The organism is Sphingobacterium spiritivorum (assembly GCF_016724845.1).
In the GTDB taxonomy this organism is placed as follows: Bacteria; Bacteroidota; Bacteroidia; order Sphingobacteriales; family Sphingobacteriaceae; genus Sphingobacterium; species Sphingobacterium spiritivorum_A.
Genome location: NZ_CP068082.1, coordinates 3,886,467 through 3,900,905, shown reverse-complemented (window position 1 = coordinate 3,900,905; position 14,439 = coordinate 3,886,467). Strand labels below are relative to the sequence as shown.

Below are 14,439 nucleotides of genomic sequence, written 5' to 3'. Positions count from 1 at the left end.
AATAATTGGCCACACTGTCATTAACCATAAATCAAAATCACTTCTAGACATAATATATAAATTTGATTGTTTTATCTTGAAACATAATAACTAATCATCTGAGTACTGTAAGGACTACTTTCAACATCACCAGAATAATTAATATAATATGGTTCCATTTTAGCGACTATGCGACCAGATAACGGTATGGAATAAATCGTTCCAATATCCTTAATCAAAACGACCATAGAAACAGTACCAGCAAATGAAAACTGACCATGCAAACCAGTATATAGTCTTTGAAAATATTTATAACTACTTCCCAATGAAGTGAAAATATGGGGTCCGTATAGATTTACATTCATTTCCTTTAAATCCCGCTGCTCAAACCAAACAAAATAGAGGACGATTTCCTTTGCCCGGAAGCATGTAGATAACCAGAAATCACAAATCTAACCGGAGATCTCCAAGACCATTCCCAAAATCTAAATATACGACTTGGGATCTCAAACTGAAAGTTTATAGGAGCTACGTATCCCCATCTGGGCGAAAATCCGGATTGAGATATCGAATTATTAGACATATTCAAAGGTTTATTTTCATTCACAATTTCACTCCTTTCTAAGTTTTGAAGAAATAAGCGCGCAGAAGCAACGTCATTAAACTCTTCAACAACAGAGCTGCTCCTATCAACTTCTCCATCAACTTTTTTTAGATTAAAATCTGATGCTAAAGCATTAAGGCTATCTGCAAATACCTGGGTTAATATTGTTGATGCGCTGAATAATTTTGAATCACTTATTCTTTCATTCTTTAAAGAATTATTTATACCTGATTCTTTATTACAGGCCAACAATACAAAAAGAGTTAATAAATATAATTTAAACTCCACAAAAACGAAGTTTTATAAAATTAAATTTATATAAATAAAATTAAAGAAATAAAATAAATCTGAAAAACATTTATTTGCATTAATTTTGGGATAAAAAGAGTTTTTACTATATTTATACATAACAATTTTTGGCCTTATGAACTTACTTTTTTTGAATATCGGAACACAGGAGTTAATTCTTATTATTATGGTAATGGTTATGTGTTTTATTCCGACCATACTGATTATTATATCATTAATTGACATCCTTAAAAGACAATTCACGGATAGCGGCGATAAAATCTTAATGATTGTGCTGGTCTTCTTCCTGCCTGTTATCGGCTCATGTGTCTATCTTTTTTCGTTAAGACATAAATATCCTTTAATCAAGGATCATTTCACTGCAAAATAAAAAAGGGCAGTTTTTCAACTGCCCTTGGATTTTATATCTTTACTTGTTACTTCTGATTCAGTAACACGACTTCTACACGTCTGTTCATCTGACGGCCTTCCGGAGTTTTATTATCTGCTACAGGTTTTGCCTGTCCGATACCTTTAGTGGTAATACGGCTTTCAGAGATTCCGGAGTCTACTAAAAATTTCTTAACGGAAACCGCTCTTTTATCAGACAACCATAGATTATATTCCGGTGTACCAGTTGCATCGGTATGTCCGTCTACACGGATTTTTGTTTTGGAATTATCTTTCAGTAATTTGGCCAGTTTACTCAGTTCTCCTTTGGATTTATCTGTCAGGTAAGAAGAGTTAGTCGGGAATAAAAAGTCAGATGACAACGAAAATTTGATTCCCTCTTCTGTTCTGGAAGCATCTTTAAATTCTTCCTTGACGTTTTTCAACCCGTCATCTGTACCGTCTTTTGAAAGTACTGCACCGGGATTAACTGTGAGCGCCTGTTGCTTACAGGAGAATAAGGTAACAGCACAAAATAAAATCAGCGTAAATATGTTTAATTGCTTCATGAAATGATTAATTCTTTTGAATTTTATGATTTTGTTCGATAAATATAGCAAAAATAGCGTAATTCCTCAATTAATTCCTGTCTATTGCGAGATTTTAAGAGAGGTCATATTCAACGAGCCTCCTACCAGCTTATCATTAAAAAACGATACTCCTTCATTGGATTGTTGTAAAGATAAGCTGTACAGCAAAGGCAGATAGTGCTCCGGAGTAGGGATCGCAAGCATTGCTCCTGAACCAAGTTCATCATACCGAATCAGTTTCTGATGCTCTTTACTTTCAATCAGTTTCTTGAATGTATCGTTCATCTGGTACGCCCAGTCGTATCCACCTCCATGAATCATATCCCATGAAACCATGCGAAGATTATGCACCATATTACCGCTTCCGATAATCAACACTCCTTTTTTACGCAAAGCCAGTAATTCTTTCCCAAGCTCATAATGCCAGGACGGATGTTGGCGGTAATCAATACTCAGTTGTAACACGGGTATCTGTGCATCGGGATACATATATCTGACCACTGTCCAGGTTCCGTGATCCAGTCCCCAATCATGATCCAGTTCGACCTGTGTATGCGAAATCAGCGATTTTGTCTCCATGGCCAGTTCAGGACTTCCGGGAGCAGGATATGTTACAGCAAACAGTTCTTTCGGAAATCCATAAAAGTCATGAATGGTTTTTGGTTTTTCCATAGCCGTCACTTTTGTGCTATCGGTATACCAGTGTGCCGAAATGACTAATACAGCCTGAGGCTGCGGAATTTCTTTCGCCATATTGCTCCAGTTTCTGGAGAATTCATTGTCTTCAATCCCGTTCATCGGGGAGCCATGACCGACAAAAAGCACAGGCATTAACTTAGACTGTGTTCGGAGACTATCCGAAAGATTTTTCAGATCCTTTAATCCACTTATCATTTTTTCTTCGTCTTAAACAGTTTATCTGTCACTACCTTAATCTCCGGTATCTCCTTGTACAACTCCCATATCAATCCTGAACGGGAATTTTCAATCATAATAGCTACTGTAGCCTGATTGACAGCCAGGTACTCATCAGACACATCATTATCTTTAAGATCTAACCATGCTCTGAATCCATATTCTGTAAACAGAATATCAGCATATTTCTCGTACAGCGTTTTCATAGCTTTCATACCGATCTCTTTATCGATAAACAGTGCTGACGGACCTACAGCAGGATTGATACGAGTTAAAGAAACTGTATCCTTTACAGTATAATATCCCCATACATCCGAAAATGCCGTTCCTACACCCATTTCATTATCTCTTCTTTTGGCAATACGGATCATATTGCGAACTTCTGTATTGTAATCCAGTAAGGAATCTTTTTTATCTCTTGGATCTAACGTGTAGAACATACGATACACATCTACAAGCGGAACACCTATATCGGGCACTTTGGTCTGCAGACCATACTCTACGGTATCTCGGATAATAGATCTTGACCATAGTGTCTGTGAAGTATCTGATGCATGCTCCTCTACAGAAACCGAGTCTGATGGGGAAGTTTCCCCAACTACGAATCTTGAAAAATAGGTCGGCAATTGATTACTGTGTACATGGACATTGCCAAAACCAAATGTATAGGCATCCATAGAAACAGGGTGTGTGGGAGATGATATCGCCAGTAAATACGTATTGAGACTGCTGTTAAAACCACCTAATATATGTGATCTTCTGGTGCTGTCTACCGGAGACCAGCTATCCCACAGCACATTATTATGTTCTCCTGAAGAGAATACTTTCCAATCTATCCGCTCCCATAATGCTGTAATATTCTCACGAAGAGCTTTTTCTTCTGCTACATCTTCTTTAAAAAAATATTGTCTTGCAATAAGTAAAGCTTCCATCATGGCCGTAGTTGCTGTAAGACTATATTTAGGTATATGTTGTCTGTATTCCGGCAAACCGGTTCTTCCGTCAAAGTACTCCGGAAAAACACCGTCTTTGTGTTGTACTTTCTTTAGAAAGTTCACCATTTTTGTGAACCGGGCCAATACGACATTCCTGTTCACAAATTTTCTTTCTGCTCCGACAATTAAGGCCAGTGCAGCATACCCCGATTCTCTTACGGAAACAATTGCTTTATCCTTACGGCGGTAAGGCATATACATACCACTGTTAAAATCATAGTTTTCCAGGAAATAATTTACATGAGCAGCCTGTACCACATTGAGCAGTTCCTCGTCAGACAATTTCTTTGTCTTCACCTCTTTGACAGCGGAAAAAGGGGACTCTATGTAATCGTAATCTACCCAGGCAATCTTATAATAATAGGTTTTGTCTATTTCTGGAACACGATCCAGACAACTTTGCATCTGAATCGGGCGGATGGCTACAGGTTCAAAGTTTTCCTTATCTGTGGAGCGGTAGATCTTGATATAGCGTATACTAGGTGTCAGTGGCAATTGCCAGCTCAGCAGCACTTGTTTATCATAGGCTTTTGCTTCCGATAAGATTGCGGGTGAAGACAATTTAACACTGGACGGATTTTTGGGTAAAAATTCAATCTGATCCAACAGGATATGATGTGTCTTGTTAGAAGCATTTCTCTGCACAAAACTTACAGACCGTATAGCACCTTCTTCAAATCCCTTAATCTTATCTACCGGAATTTCTACATTGACCCACATATTAGGCTCAAAATCATCAATAAAGTGTGCCAATGAAACAGGTTCACTTTGTTTAAATCCCTGTTTCAGGACAACATCCGGCAATTCCTCGATTTTGGTAGATGCAGTCTGTACATACATTTTAAATACCAAAACATCCTTTTTAGAAACCTGATAAAAAAACTTTTGACGGCTATATAAGATATCTGCTTCCCAGCTTCCGGTTGCAGAACTGTGGTATTTGAGAGACAAAGCGTTACCGGGAGTAAAAAAAAGCGTGTCCGATACCAACAGATGATTGCGTACATTCTCGACCCAGCTACCACCGGAATAACGGACTAAACTCTTTGCATAACTCCCTCCTACAAGACTATTATCGAATACAACTTCCGGATAAGTATCCGCTTTCAATGTATTAGATACCAGCAACATGCAGGTTATCAGGAGATAGTAATATTTCATCATAGCAGTAAAATAAACCAAATAGTATAGATGCTTACAAAAACATTAATGTTACTTTGGATGAGACAAAAATAACAAATGATATTCATATGGCGTGTCAGAGGAATGTCTACTAAAATTTTAAAATACCTAAAAATACCCTTACCTTAGCCCTCTAATTTTTCATAAAAGTACATGGAAACAACTTTTGATTTTGAAAAACCTATTGCAGATCTGCAAACACAGATAGAGAAAGTAAATCAGGTAGCTGAAAAGACCAAGGTCGACATGAGTGCGACTATCCAGGATCTGGAAGCAAAACTGGAAGAAACCAAACTGCAGATCTATAACAATATGACTGGCTGGCAGAAGGTACAGATGTCACGTCATCCTGAGCGTCCGCAGACTTTCGATTATATCGAGATGATTTGTGAGGAGTTTATCGAACTGCATGGCGATCGCAATGTAAAGGATGATAAGGCTATAGTTGGCGGATTTGCTTCTATCGGCGGCGAACCTGTAATGGTTATCGGCCATCAAAAAGGAAAAAACACCAAGGAACGTCAGTTCCGCAACTTTGGAATGGCAAATCCCGAGGGATACCGCAAAGCTTTGCGTCTGATGAAAATGGCTGAAAAATTTAATAAGCCGGTTATTACGCTTATCGATACTATGGGTGCTTACCCGGGTTTAGAGGCAGAAGAAAGAGGTCAGGGAGAAGCTATTGCCCGCAACTTGCTTGAAATGTCTGTATTAAAAGTGCCTGTTATCTGTATTGTAATCGGTGAAGGCGCTTCCGGCGGAGCATTGGGTATTGGTATAGGTGACCGCGTATATATGCTTCAAAACACCTGGTATTCGGTCATTTCACCAGAGTCTTGTTCATCTATTCTATGGAGAAGCTGGGATCACAAAGAGCGAGCAGCAGAAGCACTAAAATTAACGGCTGAAGACATGCTTGGAAATGGTCTGATTGACGGCATCATTGCTGAACCAATGGGCGGAGCACATCAGGCACCTGCTATTGCAGCTGAAAATGTAAAAACTAAAATCCTTTCTGATCTGGCGGTCCTTAAAGCGAAGACAGCTGAAGTATTAGTACAGGAAAGAATCGACAAATTCAGTAAAATGGGTTACGTCGTAGAATAACAGATACTACATACACAAACAGAAAGCCGGTACATTGCAATGTACCGGCTTTTTTATTTGCTTCAGAATTTTACCAAACCATAAACCAAATATCATATCAGTTGTTGTACATAATGGAAATCATATTATTTATATCTATTTAAACAAAAAGTCCGTGAAAAAACCGTGCATTATTTTTCACCCTCACATCCAAAAAATACAGCTAAGTATGCAGCGAGTAGCTCTTATATTCACTTTTCTGTTGTTTCATATATCGTATTCGTTTGCTCAGCATGATACAACCAGCACGGTAAGACTGCGCAAAGACACATTGGCTGGCACAGACAGCTTAAAAACAGCTTCTCCTTATCAGGATCACTATGATATCAGTGATCTGTTTCGGACTATTCTTCATCCCAAACGCAAACCGGACCGTTCTAAACGACGTTCTCCCATAACTTTGATGCCTAATGTTGCCTATAATCCGACTATCGGGGCACAGGGAGGAGTAAAAGCCGTAGCCGGTAAGGTATTAGGCAACCACCCCAATACCACTATGTCAGTCGCAGCCACTTCAGCTTCTATCACTACAAAAGGTATTATGGTGTTCTACCTGAGCCATAATGTGTTTACACCGGGCAATACCTGGAATTTTCAGGGAAGTCTGGCGGCTGTTCACATGGTTGCACCTGATGCCGGTATAGGGATGAATATGAATGCATGGACGACTGAAGAAGAGCGCGTTATTGCTAACCCTGACCGCAAAATATTCGGATCACGATACAATTCTTATATTTTCAATGAAAAGGTCTACCGTCAGGTTGCCCACGGATTATTTCTGGGTGCAGGAGTATCATTCGATCTTCGCAGGAAAATAGAGGAACCGCAATTAGTCAACGGTCCTACGCCGCCCTCTTTGTACAGCGAAAAACACGGCTTTAATCCAAAAAAATACAACTCCAACGGACTACTGTTCAATGTGCAGTACATGACCCGGGATAATCCGAACAGGGCTTACAGCGGTATATACTCCGATGTAGGTATACGTGTCAATCAGACCTGGATGGGAAGTTCAAAGAACGCTGTACAATTGGTAACAGATTTCAGAAAATACTTTAGTTTATCTAAGAAAAATCCGGAGCACGTACTAGGATTCTGGTACTGGGGATCTTATAAACTCAGTGGAACACTACCCTACTTTGATCTTCCCGGAACAGGGAAAGATACAAATGTCAGAACAGGACGGGGCTATACTATAGGCTATTTCAAGGGTATATCTTTTGCTTACTCAGAAGTGGAATACCGCTTTCCGATTACGAAAAACAAATTCCTGAGCGGCGTGACATTTCTTAATATACAGTCTGCAAGCGACGAGATCGGCACCCGCCTGTTTCAGCGCTGGGAACCCGGTGGAGGTGCCGGACTCCGTGTTTTATTTAATAAAGCAACCCGAACAAACCTCTGTCTGGACTATGCTTTCGGAAAATATGGAAACAGAGGCTTTTTCTTAGGTCTTAATGAAGCATTTTAATCCTGCAATCAATAGGCAACTTTAAGATTATGCCTTGTTTTTACTATTTTAGCGACTGCTAAACCGAAAACAGTATGCGATCTTACCAGACTTTGAGTACACTTTGTTTATTTTTCCTGACCAACCAACTTGTGGCTCAGGAAACAAAACTGACAGACACCGTTCTCAACAGACTTGCTCCGGTACAGATCAATGCTTATTTCGCCAACCAACCTCTTTTATCACTTACTTCCTCTGCAAAGACGCTGGATTCCCGGCTTATTTCCAGTCAGAATAACACTACATTTTTGACAGCGATCAATACTGTTCCTGGTATCCGTATGGAAGAGCGTTCGCCGGGCAGTTACCGGTTAGCGATGAGAGGCAGCCTTATCCGATCACCTTTTGGAGTACGAAACATCAAGATATACCTCGATGAATTTCCGTTAACCGATGCCGGAGGAAATACCTATTTTAATCTGGTAGATCCGGCGGCTGTCAGCAGTATACATATACTCAAGGGCCCTGACGGATCTATCTACGGGCCTAATTCAGGCGGGGTGATTACGATTGCTCCGAATGGCTTTGACACCGGCTCAGGCAGCTCTCTGCTGCTACAGGGCGGCTCTTTCGGTTTATTTCAGGAACAACTGTCTACAAAGCAGCAAGTCAATCCTAACTACCGTTTTGCGGTGGACCAAAGTTTTACCCGTAGTGACGGGTATCGCCAGAACTCTGCATTAAACAAAAAAACTATACAGACTGCTCATCAATGGGACTATTCTGATAAAGGACAGTTAAAAGCGATTGGATTCTATGCAGATCTGGGATACAGAACTCCCGGCGGCCTTACACAAGCACAGTATGATGAAAATCCAAAACTCGCCAGACCTGCAGCAGGACCAAATCCCGGTGCGGCTGATCAAAAGGCTGGAATATACAACAAAACATTTTTTGGAGGTCTTTCTAACCAATACCACATCACGACACATCTGACACACGTTGTCAGTATATTCGGAAGTCATTCGGACATCAAAAATCCGTTTATTACCAATTACGAAAAGCGTGATGAAAAGAATATGGGCATCCGCACTTACTTTTCTTATGCAGACAACAGCAATCAGCGGTTACATTGGCAAATGCAACTTGGATTGGAAGCGCAAAACGGACGTTATAAAATTGATAATTATAATAACAAAGGTGGCGTAGCTACTGATCCTCAGGCCAAGGATGATCTGAAAAACGGCCAGCATTTCTATTTCTTACGTGGTCAGGTACTCGTTGCTCAAAAACTGACCCTTGAAGGTTCACTGGGGCTTAATTACAATACTATTTCCTATCAGAATATATTCCCTGTACTTGCTGATAAATGGGAAAAGATTGATTTTGAGAACACCTGGATGCCAAGGTTTGCTCTTTCGTACCTTATCACTCCTCAAATGGCTATACGCAGTTCAGTATCCAAAGGATTATCCGCTCCTACCATTGCAGAGGTACGTTCTTCGGATAACATAATCAACCGACAACTGAATCCCGAAACCGGAACGAATTATGAAGCGGGCATCAGATGGGAAACTGCAGACCGAAGAGTTATTGCGGATGTTTCTTACTATTATTACCGGATGGATAATGCTATTATAAGACAGATCCGGGAAAACGGAGCAGAATATTATCTGAATGCCGGAAAGACCGACCAGAAGGGCTTAGAAGCCTCTCTGTCCGGCTATCTTATTGCTCCGCGTACCTCCGGCTGGGTACAGAGTTTGTCTTTAAGCAGCAATCTGACCTATAATGATTATAAATTCAAGGCTTACCAGGTAGGAGAAAACGATTATTCAGGCAACAAACTTACTGCTGTCCCGGACTGGATATGGGTTAATCATGCAAATATTCAGTTTGCACAACACATAGAACTGAATATCATGCACAACTTTACTTCCCGTATCCCGCTGAACGATGCGAATACCGCTTACGGGACTAAATATCATTTATTACAGGCCAAACTTGCTTGGCTCTGTCCGATAAACGGAAAATTACAGATTCAATTCTTTGCCGGAGCTGATAATATTCTGGATCAGAAATACAGTCTGGGTAACGACATCAATGCGTTCGGCAATCGCTTTTTTAATGCAGCTCCGGGCAGAAATTATTACGGAGGATTAAAAATCTCTTATTAGCTATGCTGTTTTAATCTGAAAAGCCTTATAATCCTGTCGCAAAACAATAATATCAGTGTTACATAAATCAGCTGGGAGAACAGCATTATCTGTTCTTTTGAAATAGTTGTCCATTTTATTTCATACATATATCCTACTGCAACGTAATTAATAACAAGCCCGAATATCGTTCCTGCAAGAAAGAAATATATTCCTTTCATCTTAACCTTCAGGATCTCGGGTGAAGCCATCTCCTGCTTCTCTATCCTGGCCATGACCTGATCCTCAAAATCCGAAAACGGCATTTTCGGAGTACTTTGCTTCATCAGTTGTTGTAAAATATCACGATCCTTTTCCATATTCTACGATTTCATTAGTTTACTTAATATTCCATGTATACGTTTGCGGGCGCGATGTAAAATAACCTTCGCATTGGACTCCGTCCATCCCGTAATCTGACATACATCTTTTATACTCTCTTCTTCCAGATAAAATAATCTTAAAGCCAGACTTTCATTAACGGGTAAGTGCTGCAAAGCCTCCTCAATCAGCTGAGCCTGCTCGTTCTGCTCCAGTTGCCATAGAGCAGCTTCATCGGTCACAGACAACTCGTCCTGCTCGGATATAGGCACAAACTCTATCTTGATCCGTCTCAGCCTGGTAAAAGCATGATTAACCACAATCCTGTAGAGCCAGCTGCTGAATTTGGATTTTCCCTGAAAAGATTTCAAGGCATGATAACAGCTCACAAAAGCATCCTGAACAACCTCTTCCGCAACAACCTCACTTTTTACGATGCTGATTGCTACGGAAAAGGCCATATCCTTATATGTTGACAGAAAATATCTGAAAGCCTCACGGTCTCCCGCTAATATTTTATCAATATAAACCTGATCCATCCGGTATCTTAAGATGGTCTTTTATCCAGGTAATTTGCGACGATCATACCCGCTCCTCCAAAAATACCTATTATAGCTACTGGAATCGCATCTGAATGAATTTCGACTTTGGATTCACTAATAATTCCTACAATCAATAAACCTACAGCTGAAGCCACTACTACTACCCCTACTTTAAGCCAGTTGGAGCCTTTGAGTTTATTATTGTAAAAATCACTCAGATCCATACCGCGTTCGATAAGTGCCATACGTTCTTTATGTCTGGCCAGCCAGTAGAAATACAGGGATAAAAATGTACTTAAGCAAAATGCTACGATTATAGTAGCTACCATTGTTTCCTTTTCCATAATTTTTTTAGTCTTTGCTCATAAGATGCAACCCGAACTCCAAAGGTTACATTTTTTTTATTTTTTATTCCTATGTGCGTCTCACATCTCATTATCTTTGGTTCGTATGTCAAAGCAAGACCCTCAGCTTATAAATTATCATTCCGATTACCATCAATATCTTATTACAGATATCGACATGGATCGAACGGATAGGTACAGCTATTTTCAGGAGATAGACAGCACGACGAATATAGGGATTCTGATTGAGGTGGAACACCTGTCTGTAAATGATGCCAGATTTCGTATTAGGTTATCCGAAAACGAAGAGACAGTGCTACTGAAATACACAAAACCCGTATTATCTATCTATTGTTCCTGTTCAGAAAAACAAGGTCTCTGCCAACACCAGCAAGCGGTCTTCGCTACTTTTATCCGTCAGGAAGATTGGCTGACTTTCTTTTCTCCGATGCGCTATCAAAAACTTTTGTCCAAAGCAGCTTTGGCTTACGGTATAGAGCAGGAGCATGCTCTGGAAGAGTATTTTGAACTGCGATACACAAATAACACTATTGAAGTGTCAGTTCTTAATAATCATCTTATTCCACTGAATAACATAGATTTATTTAACAAAGAAACTTTAAACCCATCTACCCACCATACAGATACCGGCCGATTGATTATTGTCTTCCGAAAGCATAAATTCTACAAACACTTGCAGGTTCAGCTTTTTGAATCGGAGATAACAAAAAACGGAAAGCTTAAAAATCCGGTTAAACCGGTAGATACATCAGAGCAGATCTGGAAATGCAAAGATATTACAGAAAGCAGGTTCTTCACAGCCATTCGATTATTGGAACAGAATACACAGGATGCTTCAGATCCTAATCTTCCAAAAGCACTGGAGGCTGTAGTACATAACCCTTTTCAATTAGAGGTATTTGTACACGACGCTTCCTTATCGGAAAATATACTGGCTTCCAGTCTGAATGCCGTGCTCCTGAAACAGAGTTCTGTACAAAGTAAACTCTGTATCCGTAAAAAAGGATCGTTTCTTTCTGTGGAAGGCTATCTCCTTGTGGGAAGAGAAGAAATCGCCCTGAGTGATGTAAACATACAGTTTGATTATTTTGTGCAGGTCAAACATTCTCTTTACTTTATACATGATAAGACAGTAAGGTCTTTGATACAGATATTCAAAAACCGCAATAATGCGCTTTGGATTCATGTATCCAAGTTTGAGTATTTCAAAACACAGATTCTGGATCCGCTCTCTGATCAGGTATCGATAAGCTATCCCGATATTCCGAGAGCCAGCAAGAAACAACTGGATCAACATCTTTATTACACGGATACTGAAGCTATAATTTATCTGGACGAATCTCAGGAATATGTAACACTCACGCCTGTGATGCGCTATGGTGATGTGGAAGTACCTGTACGATCCAAACGGCAGATCTTTGGCATCGATGAATCCGGTAAAAGTTATATTGTAGAGCGACAACAGGATCGGGAAACGGCACTTTCAGGTCTGCTGATCCGGCAACATCCTTACTTTGAAGAACAACTGGACGAATCTTTTCTGTATTTCTATCTTCACCGAAAACATTTCCTGAATGAAGACTGGTTTTTAAATGTATTTGAGGAATGGCACAGCCAGGGCATACGGGTCATTGGTTTTGACACCTTAAAGAACAATACTATAAGTCCTTTCAAAGCGAATATCAACATTGAAGTTTTAAGCGGAATTAATTGGTTCAATGTAAATGTCAATGTAAATTTCGGCCGTAAAAAGGCATCGGCCAAAAATCTGGAAAAGGCTGTACGTAACAAATCCAAATTTGTTCTGCTGGATGACGGCACACATGGTATATTACCTGAAGAATGGCTGGAAAAGTTTAAAGAATATTTTCAGGCAGGCGAATGGAATGACGAGGAACAATTGCTGATTGCAAAGACAAATTTCAATGATATAGATCGTCTCTTCGAGACCTCTCAGCTACATGAATCAACTAAACAAGAAATTGAACAATTAAAGAATAAAGCAAAGAATTTCAAAGATTTAAATAAAGTAAATGTATCTAAACATTTTAACGGAAAATTACGCAGCTACCAACTGGAAGGATTGAAGTGGCTCAATTTTCTTGATGATTTCAATTTTGGCGGCTGCCTGGCAGATGACATGGGATTAGGCAAGACTATCCAGATTATTGCTTTTATTCTTTCTCAACGCGATAAGGCCGTTCAGAACTGCAACCTGCTTGTGCTTCCAAAAACACTGTTGTTTAACTGGCAGCATGAACTGGAAAAATTTGCACCCAGTATACCCTATTTACTATTAGATGGTATAGACCGTGTCAGAAATACCACTGATTTTGATCAATACGAACTGATACTGATCTCTTATCATACCCTGCTAACGGATATCAACTATCTAAAGAAATTCAGGTTTAATTATGTATTTCTGGATGAATCTCAACAGATTAAAAATCCAAACTCTCAACGCTATAAAGCAGCCTGCCTTTTACAGTCACGTAACCGTATAGTAATGACCGGTACGCCGATTGAAAACAGTACTATGGATCTGTATGCGCAGTTATCATTTGCTTCACCCGGACTACTTGGCAGTAAAAAATATTTTAAAGATGTCTTTACTACCCCTATAGATGCATTCAGCGACCGCAAGCGTACAGAAATGCTCTACAACAAGATCAATCCTTTTATCCTCAGAAGAACAAAAGCTGAAGTTGCCAGAGAGCTGCCGGAAAAGAATGAGCTGATCATCTACTGTGAGATGAAACCTGCTCAACGCCGCATCTATGATCTTTATGAAAAAGAGTTCAGGGAATTCATATCTGCTACTGAAGGTGATGAGATTCGTAAAAGCCCGATGTACGTTCTGAAAGGGCTGACCAAACTGAGGCAAATCTGTAATTCGACCAAATTATTGAAAACTGAAGATTTAAGTACAGAGGATAATTCAGCTAAGATAGAAACACTTATAGAACAAATCGAAGATAACATTGCCTACCACAAGATTATTGTATTTTCTCAATTTGTAAGCATGCTGTATCTTATTCAGAAAGCATTATCCGCAAAAGGTATAAATGCCTATATGCTGACAGGGAAGACAAAAAACAGAGAACAGGTCGTGCACAACTTTCAACAACAGGAAGATAACAGGGTATTCCTAATCTCACTCAAAGCTGGTGGTACAGGGCTCAATCTGACAGCAGCCAGCCTTGTGTATCTGGTAGATCCATGGTGGAATCCTGCTGTAGAGAATCAGGCCATAGATCGTGCATACCGCATAGGTCAGCAGCAAACGGTTACAGCTGTCCGTCTTATTACCCCAGATACCGTTGAAGAAAAAATGATTAAAATGCAGCAGAGCAAGAATGAACTGGCCTCGGCACTGATCGGAAAAGAAGGAAATCCGCTATTACAAAACTTTACAAAAGAGCAATTGCTCAGCCTCTTGCGCTAACTAACCGGCTTTAGCTTCCGAATATTTTACCT

12 protein-coding genes are annotated in these 14,439 nt (G+C 39.9%); 5 read left to right on the top strand and 7 right to left on the bottom strand.

The features are described 5' to 3' along the window. Nucleotides 1–349 precede the first annotated feature (349 nt). On the bottom strand, nt 350–871 hold the full coding sequence (locus I6J03_RS16595; protein WP_003004028.1) for a hypothetical protein: 522 nt from the start codon (nt 869–871) through the stop codon (nt 350–352). Nucleotides 872–1,007: 136 nt separating this feature from the next. On the opposite strand from I6J03_RS16595, the gene I6J03_RS16590 reads away from it, so the two are divergent. Beyond that, nucleotides 1,008–1,262 carry a PLDc N-terminal domain-containing protein gene (locus I6J03_RS16590; protein WP_003004029.1) on the top strand — a complete coding sequence of 85 codons (255 nt, stop codon included), beginning with the start codon at nt 1,008–1,010 and terminating at the stop codon, nt 1,260–1,262. Nucleotides 1,263–1,308: 46 nt separating this feature from the next. On the opposite strand, the gene I6J03_RS16585 is transcribed toward I6J03_RS16590, so the two are convergent. From I6J03_RS16585 to I6J03_RS16575, 3 genes are all read right to left on the bottom strand, one after another. Continuing rightward, nucleotides 1,309–1,830 carry an OmpA family protein gene (locus tag I6J03_RS16585; protein ID WP_003001299.1) on the bottom strand — a complete coding sequence of 174 codons (522 nt, stop codon included), beginning with the start codon at nt 1,828–1,830 and terminating at the stop codon, nt 1,309–1,311. Between the two features lie 81 nt (nt 1,831–1,911). After that, nucleotides 1,912–2,745, bottom strand: coding sequence for a 4,5-DOPA-extradiol-dioxygenase (gene ygiD, locus I6J03_RS16580; RefSeq protein WP_115169209.1), 834 nt, complete (start codon nt 2,743–2,745; stop codon nt 1,912–1,914). Further along, the gene (locus tag I6J03_RS16575; RefSeq protein ID WP_232279623.1) at nt 2,742–4,925 is read right to left on the bottom strand and encodes a glucoamylase family protein; all 2,184 of its coding nucleotides are present in this window, start codon (nt 4,923–4,925) and stop codon (nt 2,742–2,744) included. Before I6J03_RS16575 ends, ygiD begins: the two co-directional genes overlap by 4 nt. 171 nt (nt 4,926–5,096) lie before the next feature. Here I6J03_RS16575 and I6J03_RS16570 point away from each other — a divergent pair, with 171 nt between their 5' ends. The 3 genes from I6J03_RS16570 to I6J03_RS16560 all read left to right on the top strand — a co-directional run bounded on the left by I6J03_RS16570 (nt 5,097) and on the right by I6J03_RS16560 (nt 9,716). Further along, nucleotides 5,097–6,050, top strand: coding sequence for an acetyl-CoA carboxylase carboxyltransferase subunit alpha (locus I6J03_RS16570; RefSeq protein ID WP_201693832.1), 954 nt, complete (start codon nt 5,097–5,099; stop codon nt 6,048–6,050). Between the two features lie 208 nt (nt 6,051–6,258). Further along, nucleotides 6,259–7,560, top strand: coding sequence for a BamA/TamA family outer membrane protein (locus tag I6J03_RS16565; protein WP_201693830.1), 1,302 nt, complete (start codon nt 6,259–6,261; stop codon nt 7,558–7,560). A 74-nt stretch (nt 7,561–7,634) separates the two neighbouring features. Further along, nucleotides 7,635–9,716, top strand: coding sequence for a TonB-dependent receptor (locus I6J03_RS16560; RefSeq protein WP_201693828.1), 2,082 nt, complete (start codon nt 7,635–7,637; stop codon nt 9,714–9,716). Here the strand turns inward: I6J03_RS16560 and I6J03_RS16555 are convergent. Genes I6J03_RS16555 through I6J03_RS16545 form a run of 3 tightly spaced genes read right to left on the bottom strand, consistent with a single transcriptional unit; the run spans nt 9,713 to nt 10,941 of the window. Further along, the gene (locus tag I6J03_RS16555; RefSeq protein WP_003004036.1) at nt 9,713–10,054 is read right to left on the bottom strand and encodes a hypothetical protein; all 342 of its coding nucleotides are present in this window, start codon (nt 10,052–10,054) and stop codon (nt 9,713–9,715) included. The two genes, I6J03_RS16560 and I6J03_RS16555, sit on opposite strands and share 4 nt — an antisense overlap. A gap of 3 nt (nt 10,055–10,057) precedes the next feature. Continuing rightward, the gene (locus I6J03_RS16550) at nt 10,058–10,594 is read right to left on the bottom strand and encodes an RNA polymerase sigma factor (protein WP_003004037.1); all 537 of its coding nucleotides are present in this window, start codon (nt 10,592–10,594) and stop codon (nt 10,058–10,060) included. 8 nt (nt 10,595–10,602) lie between these two features. Next, on the bottom strand, nt 10,603–10,941 hold the full coding sequence (locus tag I6J03_RS16545; RefSeq protein ID WP_003001327.1) for a DUF6249 domain-containing protein: 339 nt from the start codon (nt 10,939–10,941) through the stop codon (nt 10,603–10,605). 106 nt (nt 10,942–11,047) lie between these two features. Here I6J03_RS16545 and I6J03_RS16540 point away from each other — a divergent pair, with 106 nt between their 5' ends. Beyond that, on the top strand, nt 11,048–14,407 hold the full coding sequence (locus I6J03_RS16540; RefSeq protein ID WP_003004038.1) for a DEAD/DEAH box helicase: 3,360 nt from the start codon (nt 11,048–11,050) through the stop codon (nt 14,405–14,407). The last annotated feature ends 32 nt before the right edge of the window (nt 14,408–14,439 follow it).